This window comes from Streptomyces sp. NPDC096046 (assembly GCF_040303285.1).
Classification (GTDB): Bacteria; Actinomycetota; Actinomycetes; order Streptomycetales; family Streptomycetaceae; genus Streptomyces.
Genome location: NZ_JBEOSZ010000005.1, coordinates 45,250 through 66,230, shown reverse-complemented (window position 1 = coordinate 66,230; position 20,981 = coordinate 45,250). Strand labels below are relative to the sequence as shown.

The window sequence follows — 20,981 nt, the reverse complement described above, 5'->3', positions numbered from 1 at the left end:
CGACCGGGGTCTCCCAGGCGAGCGTTGTGCGTGGGCGGCCGTTGAGCCGGCGGCGACAGCGTCCAAACCTCAGCGCGAAGCGTGGATGATGTGTCGCGCCCTCGGCCACGGCGGCGTGAGGTCGGTCGGATCTCAGTGGACCGCGGCCGTCACAAGGTCCGCTTCCGCCAGGAGGATGACGAGCTCAGCCAGGACGTGACGCGGCTGATGTCGGAAGAAGTGACGATGCCGGCCAGTCGGTCGCCTTCCAGTACGAGGGCGCGGTGGGCGGGATTGGCCTGCAACTCGGGAACCAGCCGGGCGAGCGGGTCGTCGGGGCGGGGAGTCGGCAGGTCGTCGACCGGCACCATCACGTGGGTGACGGGGATGGAGGGCCGTTCCTTCTCGGCGACCACGTCGGCGCCCTTGAAGGTGACCAGACCGGCCGCGACGTTGTCGGCGTCGACGACGGGGAAGGCCGAGTGCCGGTAGCGGAAACGGGGGTCGGCCAGGAACTCGCTGATCGTGGTGGCGGCCGGGACGGTCACGGGGTCGGGTGTCATCGCGTCCCTCACCGGGATTCCGCCCAGGAGTTCACGCAGCTTCGCCTGGCCGCCCTCCGCCGTGGCCACCGCGATGACGAACCAGCCGATGACCACCAGCCAGATGCCGCTGAAGACGGCTCCGACCAGAACGAGGTACAGGCCGAGAGCCACCAGCGTCCATCCCAGGAACCGTCCCGCAGCCGTGGCCACCACGGTGGCGCGTAGCGGGCTACCGGTTTTCCACCACACCGCCGCTCGCAACAGCCGGCCGCCGTCCAGGGGCGCGGCCGGCAGGGCGTTGAAGACGGCCAGCAGGATGTTGATCCCCGCTAGCCAGGCCAGCGCCGCCACCACGAGTTCGGCATCGGAGTACGCGGCCAGCAATCCGGCGGCCAGAGCGAACAGCCCGCCGAGCAGCAAGCTGACCAGCGGCCCCACCCCGGCTATGCGCAGCTCCGCTCCGGGCGTGGTCGCCTCGCTCCTGAGCCGCGCGAGTCCGCCGAGCAGCCACAGGGTGATGTCCTCGACGGCCACTCCGTTGCGACGGGCCACCAGCGCGTGGCTGATCTCATGAGCCAGCAGCGACAGCAGGAACAGCGCCGCGGTCACTCCTGACGCGAGCCAGTACTGCCATGCCGGACGGTCGGGCTGGGCCTCACGGAAGCTGCCGCTTGCCAGCCCGAACAGGATCAGGACGAAGATGACCAGGACGCTCCAGTGCACCCCCACCCGAATACCGGCCACACGGCCCAGTGAGAACGTCGCCCGCATAGCGGCCACCTCCCGGTTCGTCCCGCCGCCCGGTCGGTCCCACCTGGACTCCTCGGCCCCACCCGGCCCCCGGAAACGGCCGAGCCTCTGATGGCACCTGTGCGCGAGATGAGGACGTCAGTGCCCGAAGATGTGCCGACCGCGACGGCGGTGGCCTGATCGGGACGGGTGCCGTCCCTCTCGCTCATCTGTCGTCCAGTTGGCCGACGGGGATGCGGAGGTTTCATGCATGCGCCGATGATGCCGTTTTTGTCCGGCCGAGAGCATCGCCAGTCCGAGACAGAAGATCAGCGTCAGTGCCACGCCCGAGAGGAAGACTCCAGGCGGGGTCAGCGTCGCGATCTGGTTGCCGAAGATCTCCACCGTGTACTCGGGGCCGCCCGAGAAGTTCTCCACGACGGCGATGACCGCGAACGCGCCGGTGGCCAGCACGAGCAGAAGCGCCAGCAGAAGCATCGCTCTTACCTCCTCTGCCTCTTTGTCCCCTCCCCTTTGCCCCCTCCTCATGTCTTTGTGACGGATTACCCCCGAGTCAGGTGCCTGACACAGAATTTCGATACCGGCCACAGTCGGCGCCGGTTTGCGCGGCTGTCGGGCGGGCACCCCAGCCGCATGAGCACGCGGGACGAGAGAGCGTCCGGCGCGAGACATCGGCGAAGGCCCCGCCGGCTCCTCGCGGCACTCGTGGCCGCACCGTTGCTCGCGGGCTGCGTTCTGGTCGAGGACCGCGACGATCCGGGTGCGTCGCGGACTCTCCCGGGGGGCGCGCGCGAGGTACCGCTGCGGGTCATGGAGCAGGACGGCAGGACGCTGGCGTTCGTCCCGGTCAGTATCGAAGGCCGGGGGCCCTTCTCTTTCGCCCTGGACACCGGGGCCTCCACGAGCGTCGTCGGCGAGGAGGTCGCCGACCGGGTGGGCCTGGAACGCACCGGCGAGCGACGCTCGGTGAGCGGGGTCATCGGCACGGGGGAGGTTCCCGTCGCCCGGGTGGACCGGTGGGAGGTCGGCGAGATACGTCTCGACCCGGGTGAGGTCACGGTCATCGACCTGGGGCCTCCCAAGGGAAGCCAGGGCATTCAGGGCCTGCTCGGTTCGGATGTGCTCAGCGACTTCGGCTCGATCACCGTCGACTACGACGACGGCACCCTCACCCTCCCCGCCGAGTGACGGCGCCTACCGCCGCAGGGCCGTCCCCGTCCGCTCGACACCTGAACACGTCCGGAGAGATCCTGAACGAGTAGCCCGCACGGGTTGCCGTGCGGGGGAAGAGGAGCACCGAAATGGAATGGTGGAGCTGGCTCATCGTCGCGCTGGCGATCCTCGCCGCCGTCGCCGTCTGCGTCGCGGTGCTGCAGGCGCGGCGCCGGTCCGGTGGAGTGATAGCGCAGGGTCGCCGCCCTCCGGGCAAAGGGGGAGGACGGACGTCATGACCGTCTACATGCGAGCCGGCGAGATCGCCAAGAAGCCCGTGGTGACTCTGGCGGGAGACGACATCGGGCAGGTCAAGGACCTCGTCTTCGACTCCTCGACCGGCGACATCCGTTGCTTCACCCTCGCCGGCCGCGGCCTGCTGGCGGGTCCGCTCCACCGCGCCCTGCTCTGGAGGAACGTCCACGCCCTGGGACCGCACGCGGTCATGGTCCGCGACGAGAACGCACTGGAGGAGGACGACACCGCCGCCGGACCGGGCGAGGACGAGCGCGCCGGGGTCAACGTACTGGGTGTCGCGATCACGACCCGCAGCGGCACACGGCTGGGAGTCGTCACCGACGCTGTCATCGCGACCGGCCGGAATCCGGCGGTGACGGGATACGAGGTGGAAACCGCCGAGCGCCGACGTGTTCTCCTGCCCGTCGCCGGCCCCGTCACCGTCTCCGGTGAACGCATCCTCGTCCCCGACGCCACCGCGGAGCACAGCGCGGGGGACCTCGAAGGGTTCGGTGCCGCCGTGGAAGGGCTGCGCAACCACCCCCCGCACGAGCCGCAGGAGGACTGACCGATGCTGCTCAGCAAGGCTCAGGGCAGGGCCGTCGTGGACCTGACGACGGCCGAGACCCTCGGAACGCTCGCCGCGTGCACCGTCGCCCCTTCACCGTCGCGTATCGCCGGTCTGCGCCTGAAGACGCGGGGACGGGGACACCACGCTCTCCTCTGGGAAGACGTCCAGTCCTTCGGACCGGACGCGGTGTCCATCGAGGAGGCCGACCGCATCCGCGACGAGAAGGAGATGGACACCGGCGATCACGCCCACGCCGTGCACGACCCCGTCGGGAAGGCCGTTCTGACCGAAACGGGGTTCGAGATGGGCACGGTGATGGACGTCGAGTTCGACGAGCAGTCAGGACGCGTCTCCCGCCTGCTGACCGGGGATGAGCAGATCCCGGGCGACGACCTCATCGGAGTGGGCCGCTACGCGGTGGTGGTCACCGGCCCGCGGTGACGCGCGTCTTCCCGCTGTGGCCGTGGATCGTATGCGCCGTCCACGTGACGGTGGCGCCGGCCGTCGACCTGCTGGTGGACGCCCGCGCCGGCTGCTCCTCGGCTCAATGAGCAGTGAATGGCCGCACACGGCCCACCGCCCCGTCGCCGCGGCGGCCGGCGGCTAACCGCATCTCGGCGGAAGCGGCGGAAGCGGCGGAAGCGGCCTGAAGGCGGTGCATCTCCCTTCGGCCTCCGCATGGGCGCCTGCAGCCGCCGCCGTCTGTCCCGTTCCTCCGATCGGACCAACGGCTGAGGCACCACAGTGGTGGCGTGGCATGCCTGACAGCATCGGATGTGTGCCACCCGGACGCAGAAGGAATGGCATGAGACTTGCTTTGAGGACATCGAAGCGGTGGCGCGGGGCGGTCACGCTCATGGTGGTGGGCTGTCTCGCCGCTGTCTGGGGCGTTACCGGGTGCGGCGGTGAGGACAACGAATACAACCCCCCTGGCGCCAACGCGCGTGTCGGTCCGGTCCTGATTCGTTACGCCCATATCGCCGAGCCCCCGGACGGCCCGTGGGAGCCGGGGGACGACGCCCCCTTCTACGTTTGGTTGTTCAACCAAGGGGAGCGCACCGACAGGCTGCTCGGCGCGGAGACGACCGTCGCCCGGTCCGTCGACATCGTGAACGCCGATGGCGCCGAACGAGGGCCGGTCGCACTCCCCTCCGGCGAACTCGTCGAACTGGAGAGGGGGAGCACACACCTGTTGCTCAAAGATGTGCGCCGGCAGATCCGGGGCGGGGACTACGTGTGGATCACCCTCCGCTTCGAACGCGCCGGCGAGATCGCCCTGCAGGTGCACTCCCAGATCCCCACGTACGTCGACGACGACGCCACCGACGCACCGGGACTGACCTCCCCTTCACCGGAATGACGGTTGCGCCGGTGCGATGGCCGAGAGTCGGCACCGCGTCGGCGGCACCGGGGCAGGACCGGTGAAACCGAGGCGGCAACGACCGGCCCGGCGCGAGCCCGGCCGGGGGCGACACAGGGTAGCGATCATCGCTTGGTACGCCTTGGGGCTTTCGGGGCTGGCGCTGGCCGCGGTGTGGCTGGCTGTGCGGATCACCCCGTTGCAACCGGTGTCCGCGGCCGGCCAGACGGTGCGCGTGGGCGCCGCCCCGCTCGGCTGGACCCTGTCCGGCCCCGGCCGGCTCGATCTGTTCGGCCAGACGCTCCCGACAGGACCGCACTTCGAGGGGCCGATCAGGCCCCGGCTGGAGCTGACCCGCATCAAGGAGGACGCGGAGGTGGCTCGCCTGCTGCGGTCCGGCGATCACCAACGGCTCACCCTTGAGGTGGGACGGAAGCTGGCGTCGGGCTGGCTCCGCTACGGCGCCTGGGAGACCGGGGTGGCCGCCGGACTGGTTGCGCTTCCGCTGCTCGCCTGGACGGGCCTGCGCCGCATACCGCCCGGCAGGACCGTCCTGGTCCTGGCCACCGGCCTCGCCCTGGTCACCGCGGTCAACACCATTGGTCTCCACCTGCTGGCCTCGGACACCCCGCAGGTGCTGCGCGAGGTGCGGTCGCTGCGCGATCTCGTCGGCGCCAGCCCCTTGGCCCCGGTGCCCAGGGCCGAAGGCCCGCCCCTGGGCGAGGTGCGGGCGGTGGTCCTGGGAGACTCGACCGCCGCGGGCACCGGCAACCGCCCCCTGCCCGACCCCAGCGACCTCGACCGGGCATGTCAGCGCAGTGCGGACTCGTACCCCCAGGCGCTGGCCCGTGCCAACGACTGGAAGGTGCTCAACCTCGCCTGCTCCGGCGCCACGGTCCGCGACGGCGTCCTGGGTGTACAGATTCTCGGAGAACGGGTTGCCCCACCGCAGTTCGCCCAGGCCCAGCGAGCCACCGAGGCGTTCGCCGTCATGGTCGGTGTCGGGGCCAACGACGTGCGCTGGTCGGACCTGGTCCAGCTGTGCGCGATCTCTCCGTCGTGCGACGACCGCGCCTCAACGGCCTTTTTCCAGAACCGCCTCGCCCGCTTCGCCCTGGACTACCGCACGCTTCTGCGTCGCCTGGGCGCCCTCCCCCAGCACCCGACGGTGCTGGTCAACGAGTACTACGACCCCTTCGGCCCGGACGTCACCTGCCTGAGCGACGAAGGTCTCACCCGGCGCAAAGCAGAGGTGCTGAGCTCACGACTGGCCGCCCTCAACACCGTCCTGCGCCAGGGAGCCGAAGCCGCGGGCTTCACCACGGTGAAGCCCGACTTCGAGGGACACCGCCTGTGCAGTGCCCAGCCGTACGTCCAAGGGCCGGCGGACCGCGCCCCGCTGCACCCGACGGCCGCCGGAGCCCTGGCCATCGCCCTCTCCAACCAGCAAGCCCTCCCCGCAGACGCACACGGACCGCCCGCCTGGTCATCTTTTTCCCATTAAGCCCGACTGGCCTAGAGTTTGAAGGGATTGCACCGTTCACAAACCAGCTCTGAGAGCGGAAGGTGACCGCCATGCCGGAGACCACGGACCGCACCAGCGCCGACGCGGGGACGAGATCCCGCAACGAGGCGGGCGAGAAGGGGACGACGCTGAAAGGCCGCAGGGGTACCGATGCTCCTCCCGGGATCCGCGGGGACACCACAGTCGCGGACAAGGTCGTAGCCAAGATCGCGGGCATGGCAGCTCGCGAGATCCCCGAGATCCACAACCTCGGCGGAGGAGTGGCCAGGGCGTTCGGGGCCGTGAAAGAGCGGGTGCCCGGCGGAAGCGGCGACATCACCCGAGGCGTCAGCGTCGAGGTGGGCGAGCGTCAGGCGGCTGTTGACCTGGACGTCATCGTCGAGTACGGCGCCTCCATCGTCGACACCGCCGGGGACGTACGCGCCAACATCATCCAGGCGGTGGAGAACATGACCGGTCTGGAGGTCGTGGAGGTGAACATCGCCGTCCATGACGTCCATCTGCCCGACGAAGAGGAAGAAGAGTCCGAGGACGGCGGCGGGCGCGTCGCCTGATCGTCGCGCCCCTGACGCTGGAGGAGTGAGCCGCCGGGGCCCGAATCGAGCGGCCCCGAGCGGGAAGCAGGACCTGGGCCGGGACCAGGGCGACCTGGGTGCCGCCCACTTCGGTCACTTGACCGTGCGGGAGCGCGCCGCTTCGGGCACTCGGCCGGAGGCAAGGCCCTGCCGCCTGGAGGCCGGCCTCATGGCCGCTCGACTCTCCGGCAGGCGCCGACTTCGTCCGTTCCGGGGTCATGGCCTGGTCCGCCCGCGACCGCGCCGTCGAGGGCGGACGGTGAATCGAACCCCGTGGCACCGGAGCACGGGCCTCAGGGCTGGTCCTCCGTCGAAACCCGGTGTACCGCGAAAGAGCAGGCCGCGCAGAGGAGTCTGCGGGCGGGAGGATCATGGGTGGCCTTGCCCATCCCGACCACCTGGCGGACCTCCCTGTTCTCTTCGCGCACGTGTTCCGCGCACAACCCCGCACCGCACGAGACGCATACCGCTGCCGCCACGGTCGTACGGTCCGCGGCGAGACAGTCGTAGCACTGCATGACCCCTCCCGAATCCGACATTCATAGCATTTCAATCACCGTGTTCCGCGCCGCGCCGTCGGGAAACGGGCGTGCTCAGGGAGACCGGCGTCCAGCCGGGGGGCGCCCCCGGGCTCCTGCGCCTCAGTCGGCCGGCTGCAGCGGGAGCGTGGGCCAGTTGAGCAGGCGCGCTCCGAGAGTGGCGGTCTGCAGGGCGTAGCGCTGGTCGGGAACGTCGGGGTCGTACCCCGTCAGCGTGTGCACCCGGGCAAGCCGGTAGGTCACGGCACGAACGCTGAGTCCCAGTCGTCGGGCGGTGACGGTGTTGGCGCAGCCACTGTCGAAGTATGTGGTCAAGGTACGCAGCAGCGTCCCCGGGCCGCCGCGGGCTTCCTGGAGGCCGCCGAGCACTGTGTCCACGAGGTCGGTGATGGCCGCGCGGTCCCGGCCCAGAACCTGGAACACCAAGAGGTCTGACGCGTGGATCACGGGATGGTGAGCGCCGAGGCGGTCGGCGAGGTCGAAGGTCTCGTGCGCTTCACGGTAGGAACGCGCCACGCCGTTCGCCCCTGGCCGGGGACGGCTGACAGCGGTCCGGGGGTGCCGGGCAGCCGAACGCCGGACGTGTTCGGCGAAGCGCTCGATGACGGCCGTTCCGCTTCCCGAGGAGACGCAGACCAGTTCGCCGTCCTTCGCCGCGACCAGACTCTCGCACCCGTCGCGACCCGGGCACATGGCTTCCTCGACGTAACGGACGGCAGGGTCCGCGGCCGTGAAGCCGGGTTCGGCCCGCGCCACGGCGACGCGATGCGGTCCAGCGAGCCGGAAGCCCACCTCCTGGGCCCGTTCCGCCATACGGCCGAGATCGCCCGCGCCGCGGAGCAACTCGTCGAGGAAGGCGTGGCGTATCTCCTCCTCCCGCCTGATCGCCGACCTGTGCGTGGCCTCGTACGCCTCGGTGAGGATGACCACGACGTCGCGAACGGCCCGCAAAGCGTCCGCCGGGATCGCCGCGGCGGCGCGGGGTGGTCTCTCGGCCGCCGCCGAGTGACCACGCCACAAGGCGTCCAGGTACGTCTCGATGAGTCGGCGCAGCGGGGTGCCGTCGTCAGCGGCATGCTCCGCTTCCCGGCGCAGACGGGACCGCTCCTCGGCGTTCAGCTCACCGAACCGCACCAGGGCCCGGGCCAGCACCTCCTCGTGCGGCTGGCCGTTCCCCTCGTGCGGCTGTCCGTTCCCCGTGCCCTTGGCGCGGGGGTGGCTGCTGGTGGTCATCTCGCGTTCACCTCGTTCGTCCGCTTCCGCGGATCTCCTTGCATTTTGCCGCTGCCGGGAAGGAAGGGACAGCTCGGATGAAGTGAAGGGGTGTGGCCGGGCGGCTTCTGTCCGGCCGGCTCGTTGTCTTCGGCGACGAACGGGCATGCGGGCCATCAGGGTGCGGATCGCCGGGGGTGAGAGCCCTTTCGACTCCGTGCACCTTGCCGGAGGTCGGCAACCTGCATCGGCCCGAAACGGCCATCGTTGCACACGCGCGACAACGCGTTCGGCCCCACCGCGGGGGTATCCATTCGACGAGCGTCCGTGGCAGGGGACGCGACCGGTCAGGACGGGTGTCAGCGACAAGGGGGCCCCGTGGTATGCCCCGATTCCGCTCAGTGCCTTTGGTCCGGAGGGTCGTCGGGATCCTCCTGACAGCGCTTGCCTGCCTTCTGGCCGCCCCGGCCATGAGCACGGCCCAGTCCTCGACGGTGCTCGTCACACGGGTCGACGGCACGATCACCCCTGTCATCGCTGATCACCTCGGGGAGGGGCTGCGCGCGGCCGAGCGGGAAGGGCACACGGCCTATGTGATCGAGATGGACACCCCTGGGGGCCTGCTGCAGGCGACCCGGGAGATCGTGCAGGACTTCCTCGCCTCGGACGTCCCCGTCATCGTGTACGTCACCCCGTCGGGCGCCCGCGCGGCGTCCGCGGGTGCCTACCTCACGATGTCCGCGCACGTGGCCGCCATGGCCCCCGGGACCCATATCGGGGCCGGCACCCCCGTGACGGGCCAGGGCGAGGAGGCGGGCGAGAAGGTGGTCAACGACTCGGCCGCGTTCGCCGTGTCCATCGCCGAGCAACGGGACCGCAGCACCGACTTCGCCCGGGACATGGTCCGTGAGGGCACGTCGGTGTCCGATCGTGAGGCCGTCCGCACCGGCGTCGTGGACCTCGTGGCGTCCTCACGTGGGGCTCTGCTCGACGAGGTGGACGGCCGACGGGTCGTCGTGGGCGCGCAGGGCGCGGAGCACGAGGTCGTGCTGAACACGGCGGACGCCCGGGTCGAGACGCACGACCTCGGGTTCTTCGGTGAGGTCCGGCAACTGCTGGCCAGTCCGGAGCTGGCGTTCCTCTTCCTGTCGATCGGGACCCTGGCCGTGATCTATGAGCTGGCGAGCCCGGGCGTGGGCGTGGGCGGCGTCATCGGTGTGGTCCTGCTCGTGCTCGGCTTCGTGGCGCTGAGTGTGCTGCCCTTCAACGTCGCCGGTCTACTGCTGCTGTTCCTGGCCGCGGCCCTGTTCGCCGCGGAGGTGCTCACGCCCGGAGTCGGTGTCTTCGCCGCGGGCGGGGCCGTCGCCCTCGTCTTCGCCGGGATCCTGCTCTTCCGCGGTGAGCTCGGGGTCGATCCCGCCGTGCTGTGGCCCACCGCGGTGGCGGTCGGCGGTGGCGCGGTACTCGCCGGGCGGCTGGCCTGGCGAGCACGCAGGGCGCCCGCGACCACAGGGCACGAGGGCCTGCTGGGCCGCGTGGCCGTCGTGCGCCGGGTCGAGGGCGAGACCGGCCAGATGTTCCTCGACGGCGCCTGGTGGGCCGTCCGCGGGCGCACCGCCCCCGTCGCCGCAGGACAGCGCGTACGCGTCGTGGAAGTCGCGGGGCTCGAACTCCTCGTCGACGCCGATGACGGCGCCCGGAACGAACAGGAGGACAGACCATGGACACCGGATTGATCGGCATCATCATCGGCGCGGTCGTCCTGCTCATGCTGCTGATGGCCTCGGTGAAGATCGTGCCCGAGTACGAACGCGGGGTGATCTTCCGCCTCGGCCGGATCATCGGCGCCAAAGGGCCGGGCCTCTTCTTCATCATCCCCGTGGTGGACCGTATGGTCCGCGTCTCCCTGCGGACCATCACCATGGACATTCCCCCGCAGGACGTCATCACCAAGGACAACGTCACGGTACGGGTCAACGCCGTCACCTACTTCAACGTCGTCGACCCCAACCGCTCCGTCGTGGCCATCGAGGATCATGTCCAGGGCACCTCACAGATCGCCCAGACCACACTGCGCAGCATCCTCGGCCAAGTGGATCTCGACGAGCTGCTGATCAACCGGGACGAGATCAACCAGCGGCTCCAGCGCATCATCGACGGCGTCACCGACCCGTGGGGCGTCAAGGTCACCCTCGTCGAGGTCAAGGACGTCGAACTGCCCGAGGCCATGCGCCGCGCCATGGCCCGCCAGGCCGAAGCCGAACGCGACCGGCGCGCCAAGGTCATCCACGCGAAAGGCGAGTACGAGGCCGCCGAAACCCTCGCGGACGCGGCCGACCGCCTCGAAGGCCACCCGGCGGCCCTCCACCTGCGGATCCTGTCCACCATGGCGGAGATCTCCGCCGAACGGAACTCCACCCTGATCTTCCCGCTGCCGATGGAGATCTTCCGCCTCGTCGACATGCTCCGACAGCCGAAGGAGCCGTCCGGTGCCGACCCCGTCACACAAGGGCCGAGGTGACGAGCATGAACCCCGAGATGAACGACGGACGCATCATCGCGCAGCTCGAGAGGCGCCTCGCGCAGGACGATCCCTCGCTGGCCGCCCTCATGGACGCCCTCAACCAGCAGTTCCCCGACGAGCCCGGCGACAGGACCACCGACAGCCAGAAGGAAATTGGCAGCAAGCAGGAAACCGACAGCCAGGAGGGAACCGACAGCCAGGAGGGAACCGACAGCCAGGAGGAAGAGGACGAGCGGCACAGTCGGTGGCTGGTCGCCATCACCGTGTTCGTCATCATCGCCTTCCTGGGCCTCTTCATCACCGCGGTGCTCAACAGCAATCCACAGCGCACAGACAAGAACCCGGGCCCCCCGCAAGGGCTGGCTCCGGCCGCGGCCGTACTCGCTCAGCGGCGCTCGCTGCCCGAGTCCGAGCCGCGCCGACGACGCTCGGGCACGACTCTCGGACATCGGACCAGCGGCCGGCCGACGACGTGTCCGGGGGGACGTGGGCGCACGTTAGTCACCGAGTCGTGTCCACAGCGGCCGTCTTGACCGTTCTCCCGGGCCGCACGAAACAGGCGGTGTTCAAGCCCCTTGACAGCTTTTGCATAATGCAAAGGTACGGAAGGGGCAGCAATGCGCATGAGCCAGGCGGTCACAGACCACCAGCCCGCGAGGCGATGGACCGGGATCGCGCCGAGCGGTCTCCGGCCCCCGCGCACCCTGGATGGTCCGGGCTCCGCGCCCTGGGCCCTGATGGTCCTCGCCGTGGTCGTCGGCGCCGGGGCCGGCGGGGGCTCGGTCGTCTTCCGCTGGTGCATCGAGACCTTCACACGCCTCTTCTCCGGTCATGCCGACTACGCGGCCTCTCCCGGCTCCGGGAACCCGTACGTACCGTGGCTGGGCCCGTACTTCGTGCTCCTCGTCCCCGTCCTCGGCGGGCTGTTGTACGGACCGCTGGTGCACCGGTTCGCCAAGGAGGCACGGGGGCACGGCGTACCCGAGGTGATGCTGGCCGTCGCCCAGCGCGGAGGCCGGATCAGCCCCAAGGTCGCCGTCGTCAAGACGCTCGCCTCCGCGCTGACCATCGGATCGGGCGGCTCGGTGGGCCGTGAGGGGCCGATCGTGCAGATCGGCTCGGCACTCGGCTCGACGCTGGGCCGGGTGACGAAGGTGACCGAGGGCCGGATGAAGCTTCTGGTGGCCTGCGGCGCGGCGGGCGGCATCGCCGCCACCTTCAACGCCCCGCTGGCCGGCGTCTTCTTCGCCATGGAGCTGATCACGGGCACCTTCAGCACGGAGGCCTTCGGCGCGACGGTGCTGGCCAGCGTGACGGCAAGCGTGATCGGCAGGGCGGCCTTCGGGGACGTGGCCTTCCTGAGCCTGCCCGACTTCCACGTCGACCACCTCGTCCAGTACGGACTGTTCGCCCTGCTGGGCATCGTCGCCGCCGTGATCGGGGTGGGTTTCGCCCGGTTCCTGTACGCGGTCGAGGACGCCTGCGACTGGCTCTGGCGCGGTCCGGAGTGGCTGCGGCCGGCGGTCGGCGGACTGCTGCTCGGCCTGGTGCTGCTCGCCCTGCCGGAGATGTACGGCGTCGGCTACCCGGTGCTGGAGAAGGCCACCGGCGGCGGCTACGCAATCGGGTTCCTGCTGGTGCTGCTGGCGGGCAAGATGCTGGCAACGAGCCTGACCATCGGCATCGGCGGTTCCGGCGGGGTGTTCGCCCCCAGCCTGTTCATCGGGGCGATGCTGGGCGCCGCGTACGGCATCGGCGCACACGATCTGTTGCCCGGGACGGCCGGGGCGGTGGGCGCCTACGCGCTGGTAGGTATGGGCGCCGTCTTCGCCGGCGCCGCCCGCGCGCCGATCACCGCCGTGGTGATCCTCTTCGAGCTGACCGGCGCGTACTCGATCATCCTGCCGCTGATGCTGGCGATCGTGCTCGCCACCGCCACCAGCCGCCTGCTGTCGCACGAGACGGTGTACACACTGAAGCTGCGCCGGCGCGGTATCGATCTCGACGGCCCGGCGCCCGGGGCGCGCATCGGCTCCCAGCAGGTCGGCACCGTCATGGAGCCGCTTCCTTCACCCCTGCCGTCCTCCGCGTCACTCCCCGACGCCGCGCACCTGTTGAGCCTGTCCGGCCACGGCGCGCTGCCGGTGGTGGACGAGGCCGGAGCCTACGTCGGAGTGGTGACCGCCCAGGCCGTTGCCGAGGCCCTGGCCGAGCAACCGCAGGCCGCGCCCGCACGGGTCGGGCAGCTCGCCGAACCACCGGCAGCCGTCGTCGCGGACCAGCCCCTCGCACAGGCGCTGCACTCCCTGCTGTCGGCGGCGGGCACCGGGGTTCCGGTGCTCGACCGCGCCCATGGCGAGCCTGTCGGCTGGCTCAGTCACCAGAGCGCCCTGCGCGCGGTGCAGGCGCACGCCGCGACCGCCTGATGGCGCGCCCGACCGACGTCGGCTCAAGGGCTCCACGACGTACGCAGGGGGGCGGCTCCCGGCCGTCGGCTTCGGCTTCGGCTTCGGCTTCGGCTTCGGCTTCGATTCCATAACGGTAAAGAACATGGAATGGTTCCGCAGAGCAAAGCTTGCATAGGCTCAAGATGGGTGCCGGGCCGAGGGCCCGGCCCGAGCGACTTCAGAGCCGACCGCGAACGAACGTCCGGGGAGGTTTACCGCGTGACGCATACCGGCAGCGCGCCCCTCAGAGGGTTCCCGTCCGGAGGGCGGCGGCGCCTCCTTCGGGGGCGCAGACCCTTCACGAGGCGATCTCCACAAAGCCGGGCGCTTGTCGACTGCGGTCAGGGAAGACTTGGCCACTGACCCGACGGACAGGGGTGTGATCGCAGCCAGCACGAACAACTCTCGCACATTGGTTCTCACATTCCGGGGCTCGTGATCGAGCTGCATTGTCGCCGCTCGAGAACGTGGTCAAAAAGTTCAGGGTTCCGCACGTGAGGGAACTCGTGCCGCCGAGGGCAAAAGGCCTTTTCCAGACCCACCTAAGGGCTGAAATACCGTTCCTCCATTTCAAGCGGTCACGCGCCCTCAGCAGCCGCAGAAATTCGGGGCCTGCCACGTGACATCGCGGCGGGCATCGACCTCACGATGCGGTCCGTCACCCGTGAGGACCAGTTCGCACGGGACGTATCCGACGAGGTCATGAGGCTCGACCGGGTCGCGTCATCGAGTCCGGCCCACCGGGGAAGCTCCTCGGAGATCCGGGACGGAAGCGGACTCGTGAATTCCTCAAGACGGTTCGCCGAGCACTCGGCCGCCCCTTTATGCAGGACCACACGGCTCCGGTGGACTTCCTGCCGGAGTCGTGCAGCGCGCACCCATTCTCGGCCGGACGAGAATATGATCCCGCCCCTTTCCGTTCCCCATAAGAAGCGCGCCAAACGAGCGGATTGACGGATCGTTATCGCAGCGTAACGCGCCACAGTGATGCCCGAAATGCCGCCCCGCTATGCCCCTCTTTGGCTGGTTCCCGGCCGCCACCTGACATCGGGGACAAGAGTGTGGTGAGAGATTCATGCGCTGCGCATTTCAACTTCTCCATCTAGGTTTGTCACTCATGAAAGTCAGCAAGGAAACGGATTGGTCCTGCCAGGTATCGACGCTCGGCTCTCCCGATACTGCTGACGGTGCCGCGATATGGCGCATCGCTGGTGATACGGGGGTCCGCGACCTCGACTCCTCGTCCCCCTATCCGCTGTGGCGCCGCGACTTCTCCGGCACCTCCGTCGTGGCGCGTGACGGACATGGCCGCACCCTCGGATTCATCGCCGGACACCTACGGCCGGAGCACCCGCAGACCTCGGTCGCGCGGCGGGTGGCATTCGACGAGGACCTGTTCCCCAAGGGTCTCGGGCATGAGCCCCAGGTTCTGTACCGCAACAACCCGCCGACCCGGCCCAACTCCCCGAAGGACGTACCGCAGTGACTGTCACCCAGCCTTCCCTGTCCGTCTTCGAGACGCTGGAGTCCGAGGTCCGTAGCTACTGCCGCGGTTGGCCCGTCGTGTTCGACCGGGCCCAGGGCAGCCGGATGCACGACGAGGACGGTCGCGCCTACCTGGACTTCTTCTCCGGTGCCGGAGCGCTCAACTACGGACACAACAACCCGGTGCTCAAACGCGCCCTGCTGGACTATCTGGAACGCGACGGTGTCACGCACAGCCTGGACATGAGCACGACCGCGAAGCGGGCCTTCCTGGAGCGCTTCCAGGATCTCGTGCTGCGCCCACGCGGCCTGGCCCACAAGGTGATGTTCCCCGGCCCCACCGGCACCAACGCCGTGGAGGCCGCGCTGAAGCTGGCGCGCAAGGTCAAGGGCCGGGAAGCGATCGTCTCGTTCACCAACGCCTTCCACGGCATGTCCCTCGGCTCGCTGGCCGTGACCGGCAACTCCATGAAGCGTGCCGGCGCGGGGATTCCGCTGGTGCACGGCACCCCGATGCCGTTCGACAACTACTTCGACGGCCGTGTCCCCGACTTCCTGTGGTTCGAACGGCTGCTGGAGGACCAAGGGTCCGGGCTCAACCAGCCCGCCGCCGTGATCGTCGAGACGGTCCAGGGCGAGGGCGGTGTCAACGTGGCCCGCCCGGAGTGGCTTCGCGCTCTGGCGGACCTGTGCGAGCGGCGTGACATGCTGTTGATCGTCGACGACGTCCAGATGGGCTGCGGGCGGACAGGAACGTTCTTCTCGTTCGAGGAGGCCGGCGTCGTCCCCGACATCATCACCCTGTCCAAGTCCATCGGCGGCTACGGCCTGCCCATGGCCCTGACCCTCTTCAAGCCCGAACTCGACGTCTGGGAGCCCGGGGAGCACAACGGCACCTTCCGTGGCCACAACCCCGCGTTCGTCACGGCGACGGCAGCCCTGGACACGTACTGGGCCGACGGCGACAGCATGACGAAGCAGACGATCGCCCGCGGGGAGCAGACCGAGGCCGCCCTGCGCGAGATCGTCGCCGAGCACCCGGGTACCGGCGCCCGCCACCGGGGCCGGGGGCTGGTGTGGGGCCTGGAGTTCGACGACAAGGGGTGGGCGTCCCGGGCATGTGCCCGCGCCTTCGAACTGGGCCTGCTCGTCGAGACCTCGGGCCCGCAGGACGAGGTCCTCAAACTGCTGCCCGCGCTGACCGTCACCACCGACGAGCTCGACGAGGGCCTGCGCATTCTCGCCCGGGCCGTACGCCAGACCGCCTGACGAGAGACGAGGACACCATGATCGTGCGGTCGCTGACGGACGTCGGAGGCGGTGTCTTCGACCCGCCGGTCACCGGCCGTGAGGTGCACGACGAGAAGGGCGTCCACCCCTTGCCCACGGAAGGACCCTGACATGACCGACCTCTATCCGACCCGCGGTGCCGCCGAGGTGGTGACGCCCCGCCAGGACCCCGTGCTCTGGGGCGAGCCCTCCGAAGATCTGCGCGGCTTCGAACGGGACGGCTTCCTCACCGTGGATCAGTTGCTCACCCCGACCGAGGTACTGACCTACCGGGACGAACTGAAGCGGCTGATCGCCGATCCGGCAGTGATCAACGACGAGCGTGCCATCGCCGAACCCTCCTCCAAGGAGATCCGCTCGGTCTTCGAGGTCCATCGCATCAGTGAGGTCTTCGCCCGACTCGTCCGCGAGCCGAGGGTCGTGGACACCGCTCGGCGGATCCTCGGCTCCGACGTGTACGTGCACCAGAGCCGGGTCAACATCAAGCCGGGCTTCGGGGCCAGTGGCTTCTACTGGCACTCCGACTTCGAGACCTGGCACGCCGAGGACGGCCTGCCCCGGATGCGCACGGTCTCGGTGTCGATCGCGTTGACCGAGAACCGTGACACCAACGGCAGTCTGATGATCATGCCTGGCTCGCACCGGTCCTTTCTCGGCTGCGCCGGAGCCACGCCGAAGGACAACTACAAGCGTTCGCTGCGGATGCAGGAAGCGGGTACTCCCTCGCCCTCGGGGCTGACCGAGATGGCCCTCGAGCACGGCATCAAGCTCTTCACCGGCCCCGCCGGCTCGGCCACCTGGTTCGACTGCAACTGCATGCACGGATCCGGGGACAACATCACTCCCTACCCGCGCAGCAACGTCTTCATCGTCTTCAACAGCGTCGACAACCAAGCGGCGGAACCCTTCGCCGCGCCGGTGCGGCGACCGGAGTTCATCGCGGCCCGCGACTTCCTGCCGGTGAAGTAGCTTCTCCCCCGGCAGTGCCAGGGCATGGGGTTCGACACGGGCGACGGGCGGATGCCTTCCGGGCATGCGCGGCCTTTGGTCTTGCCTTCGGCCGGGCCGGGGGGCGCCACCGCCCGTGTCCGCGAGGCGCCCTCATCACGGCCGTGCGGATCGCATGCGTCGCCGTGGTCACACCGATGGCCGACAGGAACTGATCCGTACCGTGTGCCGTCGGGGCTACCCGTTCGTGGCCCCGACGAGGGCCGTCGCAGCTACCCCGTCGTGGCCCGGACGACGGCCGTCGGGGGCAGGCCGTCCGCGGATGGGGACGTCGACCAGCCCGGCCCACGGTCAGCGGTCCGATGTCGGCGGCACCTGTCCCCTATCGAGTGCCGTCGGGAGCGCCGTGCACGTCGACAGCCATCCGGGCCACACCGCGCACGGCCACCCGGCCCTCCTGTGGGCACCGCAGCCCCGGTGCCCGCAAACGGCCTGTTCCGTCGGCGACACCCCACGGGCACTTCGAGGCCTAGCGCTCTACGTGACTCGAACCGCTCCCGGCCAGGCAGCGAGGGTGCACCGGCTCCGCAGTCAGGAGATGTCCTCCAGGGCCAGATGGGTGGTCAGACCGGCTCGGTCGGCAGCGGCCCGGAGCACCGGGCTGGCGCTGGTGAACAGCACGTCGACATCAGCCAGGGGCAGGGTCTGGCGAAGGGCCAGCAACGTGTAGAGCCCTGGGGTGTCACAGAACGTGATCCCGGACAGGTTCAGCACCAGCAAGCGTGCGGTCGAGTGGGCGGCGAGTACGGTCAGATCCTCACGCAGTACCGGCGCGGTGTCGGCATCGAGATCTCCCGTGAGGTGCAACACCAGCCGCGGCGGAGGCCCTTCTCCGACCTCCCGATGGACGGACAGCCTCGACGACAACGCCGTCTCCTGGGGCTCTTGCAGCAAGGTCGACTCATCGCCACCCACCGGCGCGGCATCGGCTGTCTCGTCATCTTGCGGGGCGGGGTGAGGTGGTGGCATCGGCTTTCCGGGTCAGCTCGGCAACAGTTGCCGACCAGGCTTCCCGGCGCTCCAGGAAGCACCAGCAGCGCCTCCACGCGGTCATCTTTGCACAGGGCAAAGACCTCATCAACCTTCCGCGGAAAGTTTCGACCCACAGGGTCGACCCCTCTTCCAGGAAATCGCCCCACCGAACTCCCCGCCTCGCGGATCACGCCCCCACGCCCACGTCACACCGCCTGCGGAAGTGCCGACCGAAACCCGATCACCGGGGGCCGTCCCGTCGACGGGTGGACGGGACGGTCATCCGGTAGGAGCGCACGACCGCGACGACCGTCGCCGCGGCGAGAGCGGCCACCCACCCGGCGAGGCCCAGCAACGCACCCAACACCCCCACGCCCGACCCGACACCGCGCGGCGGCACCCGTCCCCGCGGGTCGTAGACGACGGCAAGGGCGTCGCCGGGGCGGGTGGCCTGCCCACATCCGCGCCAGACCCGTACCGTCAGAGGCACCCCGCGCTGGTCGGCCACGGAACAGAGATAGCGGCCACGGCCTCCCCGCTCCACCCCCGCATCCCGCACCGACGTCACCACCACGGACTGCACCCGCCCCTGTTCCGCCAGGACGACACCGGCGGCGGCCTGCGGCGCCTGCGCCGCCAGGCTCACCGCGAGCACGACGACGACGCCCACCAGCGCCCGGCCCGCCCGCACCACGATCAGGTGGACAGCGAGCGCGAGCGCACACACCAGGCCGACCGCGCCGTCGGTCAGCTCGGGACGCCCCGTCCAAGCGCCGAGGACAGACGTGCCGACGATGCCCAAGACGGCCGACAGGGCCACGAACACGCCCTCTGCGACCAGCCACCACGGCGGGAAGCCGACGAACTCGGCAGGCCCCCATACGGTGGCACGCACATGCGCCATCAGCTGGGGCTCGACCTCGCCTGGCGAGCGACGCCACCAGCGCATGCGTCACGCACCCTTCCCGTCCCTGTGCGGACTTCCCGTGCCTGTGCGGAGAACCGCGTTCGCACTTTTCTTGCATTATGCAAAACGCAGCGGAGTCCGTGAAGGGCGGGAAGGCCGGGCAGGTCCACCCTTGGACCAGCGCGGCTTTCGACCGGCGCGGGGCGAAGGCGGCCGGGTGGCTTACGCCTCGCGGACCGCTGCCGCGTCCGCTCCCCAACCGAGCGGATGCGGCTCCGGATCGTCCGCATCTGGAGCGGGCGGCTCCCCTCCCGCCTCGTTGAAGGCGCCCAACGCCTCGACGAGCGCCAGCCGCTGCGTCGGCCTGAGCCGTGCGACGATCCCGGCGATCTCCTCCCGTCGCCGGGCGGTGACCTCCTCGACGGTGCGCCGCCCCTCCTCGGTCAGCTGCAGCAGGGTCTCGCGGCGGTTGCCGGGGTTGGTCTGGCGGTCGGCGAGCCCGGCGGCGATGAGCCGGTCCACCATGCGCATGGCCGTCGAGGGTGCCACCTGGAGCAGGTCTGCCAGGGCGACCAGTTTGGTCGCCCCGCGGCTGGAGAGCACGACGAGCATCCGGAACTGCGCGAGGGTCACTCTCTCCTCGACCGCGGCGATCGAGCGGGCGGAGACGGCCACCAACAACCGGGACGCGGTCAGCACCGCTCGGGTGACCTCGTCGACATCGTCCATCGCCCCCGCTGGGGTCTCGTGCTGCGGCATACGTCCTTTGTATCGCGCCGAAGCACCTGCTCACTCACATGTCGCGAACAGATTTTCCCTTCTCATGACCATGGAAGGGTAGCCAGGGTATGGCGGCGTCGTCGTGCGGAGGTCCCGCGGTGTGCCGTAGGAGGTCCTCCCGCAGGGCTTCGAGGGCCGGCTGCGCGGCGGATCTCTGATCAGGAACGGCCGGTCGGCGAGAGGGTAGGGGCCCCTGCTCATCCGGGGCCTCACCGACATCGTCGGTGTACAGCAGGTGCCCGCCCGGCTGGACGTGGACCCGGCAGGGCTCGGGCCCCTCCGTACCGTGGACCCCACCCTGAGCGGCAGCGCATAGGCGGGTCGCCCCGGGAGCCGGCTTCCCCATCTGACGCCACATACTTAGACTATGCAATGGTTGAGGCCGAAGACCGGCACCTTTGACGACACTCCTGGAAGGCGACGATGCCCCACAGAGAGAGCCACGAGACCAGACCGCCACTCCCGACCGACTGGCGGCGCCTGGCCGCGCGGGCACCCCTCTTCCTTTTCCGTGTCGGGCTCGGGCCGGTTCTCGGCAAGCGGTTCCTCCTTCTGCACCACGTCGGACGCAGGACGGGCCTCGACCGCCACGTCGTCCTCGAGGTCGTGTCGCATGAGACCGTACCCCTCGGCTGGACCATCGCCTCCGGCTTCGGTCCCGGCTCGGACTGGTACCGCAACCTGCGCGCGCAGCCGAAGACCGTGGTCCAGGTCGGCAACCGCCATCACGCAGTCACCGCCCGCTTCCTCTCCCCCGACGACGGCGCCCGGATCATGGCGGACTACTCCCGTCGGCATCCCCGCACGGCCCGCCGCCTCTGCACGTTCATGGGCCTGCCCGCCGACGGTAGCGAGACGTCGTTTCGCGACGCCGGCCGGGCCATACCGTTCGTCCGCCTCGAAACCGCCGACGGGCCCCGCCCGCAGAGCCGCGGACGCGGGTGACGTCCTGGGCACACGGACTGGCGATCTTATTTTGCATTATGCAATGATTCCGTGGGGGCCGAGTCGGCGGTCGGTCGCCGTTTCGGCGCCCAGGAGTGAAGTCGGCACGATTGATGTG

Annotated in this window: 21 protein-coding genes; 14 read left to right on the top strand and 7 right to left on the bottom strand. The window is 69.8% G+C overall.

Annotated features, from left to right (window positions below):
• Positions 1 to 149: 149 nt before the first annotated feature.
• Complete coding sequence (locus tag ABTX62_RS06365; RefSeq protein WP_352115098.1) at positions 150 to 1,295, bottom strand: site-2 protease family protein; 1,146 nt, start codon at positions 1,293 to 1,295, stop codon at positions 150 to 152.
• A 117-nt stretch (positions 1,296 to 1,412) separates the two neighbouring features.
• Positions 1,413 to 1,751 carry a hypothetical protein gene (locus ABTX62_RS06360; RefSeq protein WP_352115097.1) on the bottom strand — a complete coding sequence of 113 codons (339 nt, stop codon included), beginning with the start codon at positions 1,749 to 1,751 and terminating at the stop codon, positions 1,413 to 1,415.
• A 228-nt stretch (positions 1,752 to 1,979) separates the two neighbouring features.
• Between ABTX62_RS06360 and ABTX62_RS06355 the strand changes: the two genes are divergently transcribed.
• The 6 genes from ABTX62_RS06355 (at position 1,980) to ABTX62_RS06330 (ending at position 6,733) form a co-directional block, all read left to right on the top strand.
• Entirely contained in the window at positions 1,980 to 2,462 is a 483-nt protein-coding gene (locus ABTX62_RS06355; RefSeq protein WP_352115096.1) for a retropepsin-like aspartic protease family protein, read from the top strand.
• Between the two features lie 259 nt (positions 2,463 to 2,721).
• Positions 2,722 to 3,291, top strand: coding sequence for a PRC-barrel domain-containing protein (locus ABTX62_RS06350; protein WP_352115095.1), 570 nt, complete (start codon positions 2,722 to 2,724; stop codon positions 3,289 to 3,291).
• Between the two features lie 3 nt (positions 3,292 to 3,294).
• Positions 3,295 to 3,735 (top strand): PRC-barrel domain-containing protein, encoded by a 441-nt coding sequence (locus tag ABTX62_RS06345; protein ID WP_352115094.1) that lies wholly within the window; start codon positions 3,295 to 3,297, stop codon positions 3,733 to 3,735.
• A 364-nt stretch (positions 3,736 to 4,099) separates the two neighbouring features.
• Positions 4,100 to 4,654: a copper chaperone PCu(A)C gene (locus ABTX62_RS06340; RefSeq protein WP_352115093.1), complete on the top strand. Its 555-nt coding sequence runs from the start codon at positions 4,100 to 4,102 to the stop codon at positions 4,652 to 4,654.
• 142 nt (positions 4,655 to 4,796) lie between these two features.
• A complete protein-coding gene (locus tag ABTX62_RS06335) occupies positions 4,797 to 6,158 on the top strand; it encodes an SGNH/GDSL hydrolase family protein (protein WP_352115092.1) in 1,362 nt (453 codons plus the stop codon).
• A 71-nt stretch (positions 6,159 to 6,229) separates the two neighbouring features.
• Complete coding sequence (locus ABTX62_RS06330; protein ID WP_352115091.1) at positions 6,230 to 6,733, top strand: Asp23/Gls24 family envelope stress response protein; 504 nt, start codon at positions 6,230 to 6,232, stop codon at positions 6,731 to 6,733.
• A gap of 314 nt (positions 6,734 to 7,047) precedes the next feature.
• Here ABTX62_RS06330 and ABTX62_RS06325 read toward each other — a convergent pair whose 3' ends face one another.
• Both ABTX62_RS06325 and ABTX62_RS06320 read right to left on the bottom strand, forming a co-directional pair.
• Positions 7,048 to 7,272, bottom strand: coding sequence for a DUF2180 family protein (locus tag ABTX62_RS06325; protein WP_352115090.1), 225 nt, complete (start codon positions 7,270 to 7,272; stop codon positions 7,048 to 7,050).
• Positions 7,273 to 7,395: 123 nt separating this feature from the next.
• Positions 7,396 to 8,526 carry a PucR family transcriptional regulator gene (locus ABTX62_RS06320; RefSeq protein WP_352115089.1) on the bottom strand — a complete coding sequence of 377 codons (1,131 nt, stop codon included), beginning with the start codon at positions 8,524 to 8,526 and terminating at the stop codon, positions 7,396 to 7,398.
• Positions 8,527 to 8,975: 449 nt separating this feature from the next.
• Between ABTX62_RS06320 and ABTX62_RS06315 the strand changes: the two genes are divergently transcribed.
• From ABTX62_RS06315 to thpD, 7 genes are all read left to right on the top strand, one after another.
• On the top strand, positions 8,976 to 10,241 hold the full coding sequence (locus ABTX62_RS06315; protein ID WP_352115088.1) for an NfeD family protein: 1,266 nt from the start codon (positions 8,976 to 8,978) through the stop codon (positions 10,239 to 10,241).
• Positions 10,226 to 11,026 (top strand): slipin family protein, encoded by an 801-nt coding sequence (locus ABTX62_RS06310; RefSeq protein ID WP_062930693.1) that lies wholly within the window; start codon positions 10,226 to 10,228, stop codon positions 11,024 to 11,026. The genes ABTX62_RS06315 and ABTX62_RS06310 overlap by 16 nt, the downstream gene beginning before the upstream one ends.
• A gap of 5 nt (positions 11,027 to 11,031) precedes the next feature.
• Entirely contained in the window at positions 11,032 to 11,562 is a 531-nt protein-coding gene (locus ABTX62_RS06305; protein WP_352115087.1) for a DUF3040 domain-containing protein, read from the top strand.
• Between the two features lie 204 nt (positions 11,563 to 11,766).
• Positions 11,767 to 13,455 (top strand): chloride channel protein, encoded by a 1,689-nt coding sequence (locus tag ABTX62_RS06300; protein ID WP_352115237.1) that lies wholly within the window; start codon positions 11,767 to 11,769, stop codon positions 13,453 to 13,455.
• A gap of 1,138 nt (positions 13,456 to 14,593) precedes the next feature.
• Complete coding sequence (locus tag ABTX62_RS06295) at positions 14,594 to 14,962, top strand: GNAT family protein (protein ID WP_352115086.1); 369 nt, start codon at positions 14,594 to 14,596, stop codon at positions 14,960 to 14,962.
• Positions 14,959 to 16,230, top strand: coding sequence for a diaminobutyrate--2-oxoglutarate transaminase (ectB, locus tag ABTX62_RS06290; protein WP_352115085.1), 1,272 nt, complete (start codon positions 14,959 to 14,961; stop codon positions 16,228 to 16,230). The genes ABTX62_RS06295 and ectB overlap by 4 nt, the downstream gene beginning before the upstream one ends.
• A gap of 132 nt (positions 16,231 to 16,362) precedes the next feature.
• Entirely contained in the window at positions 16,363 to 17,220 is an 858-nt protein-coding gene (gene thpD / locus ABTX62_RS06285) for an ectoine hydroxylase (RefSeq protein ID WP_352115084.1), read from the top strand.
• Positions 17,221 to 17,790: 570 nt separating this feature from the next.
• On the opposite strand, the gene ABTX62_RS06280 is transcribed toward thpD, so the two are convergent.
• The 3 genes from ABTX62_RS06280 to ABTX62_RS06270 all read right to left on the bottom strand — a co-directional run bounded on the left by ABTX62_RS06280 (position 17,791) and on the right by ABTX62_RS06270 (position 19,897).
• Complete coding sequence (locus ABTX62_RS06280; RefSeq protein ID WP_352115083.1) at positions 17,791 to 18,153, bottom strand: STAS domain-containing protein; 363 nt, start codon at positions 18,151 to 18,153, stop codon at positions 17,791 to 17,793.
• A gap of 319 nt (positions 18,154 to 18,472) precedes the next feature.
• On the bottom strand, positions 18,473 to 19,180 hold the full coding sequence (locus ABTX62_RS06275) for a hypothetical protein (protein ID WP_352115082.1): 708 nt from the start codon (positions 19,178 to 19,180) through the stop codon (positions 18,473 to 18,475).
• 180 nt (positions 19,181 to 19,360) lie between these two features.
• On the bottom strand, positions 19,361 to 19,897 hold the full coding sequence (locus ABTX62_RS06270) for a MarR family winged helix-turn-helix transcriptional regulator (protein ID WP_352115081.1): 537 nt from the start codon (positions 19,895 to 19,897) through the stop codon (positions 19,361 to 19,363).
• Positions 19,898 to 20,341: 444 nt separating this feature from the next.
• On the opposite strand from ABTX62_RS06270, the gene ABTX62_RS06265 reads away from it, so the two are divergent.
• Positions 20,342 to 20,863 (top strand): nitroreductase family deazaflavin-dependent oxidoreductase, encoded by a 522-nt coding sequence (locus tag ABTX62_RS06265; RefSeq protein WP_352115080.1) that lies wholly within the window; start codon positions 20,342 to 20,344, stop codon positions 20,861 to 20,863.
• The last annotated feature ends 118 nt before the right edge of the window (positions 20,864 to 20,981 follow it).

Bases quoted from the DNA above. Each gene is read 5' to 3' on its own strand.
- ABTX62_RS06365 (WP_352115098.1), bottom strand. From the start codon at position 1,295: ATGCGGGCGACGTTCTCACTGGGCCGTGTGGCCGGTATTCGGGTGGGG.
- ABTX62_RS06360 (WP_352115097.1), bottom strand. From the start codon at position 1,751: ATGCTTCTGCTGGCGCTTCTGCTCGTGCTGGCCACCGGCGCGTTCGCG.
- ABTX62_RS06350 (WP_352115095.1), top strand. From the start codon at position 2,722: ATGACCGTCTACATGCGAGCCGGCGAGATCGCCAAGAAGCCCGTGGTG.
- ABTX62_RS06345 (WP_352115094.1), top strand. From the start codon at position 3,295: ATGCTGCTCAGCAAGGCTCAGGGCAGGGCCGTCGTGGACCTGACGACG.
- ABTX62_RS06340 (WP_352115093.1), top strand. From the start codon at position 4,100: ATGAGACTTGCTTTGAGGACATCGAAGCGGTGGCGCGGGGCGGTCACG.
- ABTX62_RS06330 (WP_352115091.1), top strand. From the start codon at position 6,230: ATGCCGGAGACCACGGACCGCACCAGCGCCGACGCGGGGACGAGATCC.
- ABTX62_RS06325 (WP_352115090.1), bottom strand. From the start codon at position 7,272: ATGCAGTGCTACGACTGTCTCGCCGCGGACCGTACGACCGTGGCGGCA.
- ABTX62_RS06320 (WP_352115089.1), bottom strand. From the start codon at position 8,526: ATGACCACCAGCAGCCACCCCCGCGCCAAGGGCACGGGGAACGGACAG.
- ABTX62_RS06315 (WP_352115088.1), top strand. From the start codon at position 8,976: ATGAGCACGGCCCAGTCCTCGACGGTGCTCGTCACACGGGTCGACGGC.
- ABTX62_RS06310 (WP_062930693.1), top strand. From the start codon at position 10,226: ATGGACACCGGATTGATCGGCATCATCATCGGCGCGGTCGTCCTGCTC.
- ABTX62_RS06305 (WP_352115087.1), top strand. From the start codon at position 11,032: ATGAACCCCGAGATGAACGACGGACGCATCATCGCGCAGCTCGAGAGG.
- ABTX62_RS06300 (WP_352115237.1), top strand. From the start codon at position 11,767: ATGGTCCTCGCCGTGGTCGTCGGCGCCGGGGCCGGCGGGGGCTCGGTC.
- ABTX62_RS06295 (WP_352115086.1), top strand. From the start codon at position 14,594: ATGAAAGTCAGCAAGGAAACGGATTGGTCCTGCCAGGTATCGACGCTC.
- thpD (WP_352115084.1), top strand. From the start codon at position 16,363: ATGACCGACCTCTATCCGACCCGCGGTGCCGCCGAGGTGGTGACGCCC.
- ABTX62_RS06275 (WP_352115082.1), bottom strand. From the start codon at position 19,180: ATGCGCTGGTGGCGTCGCTCGCCAGGCGAGGTCGAGCCCCAGCTGATG.
- ABTX62_RS06270 (WP_352115081.1), bottom strand. From the start codon at position 19,897: ATGCCGCAGCACGAGACCCCAGCGGGGGCGATGGACGATGTCGACGAG.
- ABTX62_RS06265 (WP_352115080.1), top strand. From the start codon at position 20,342: ATGCCCCACAGAGAGAGCCACGAGACCAGACCGCCACTCCCGACCGAC.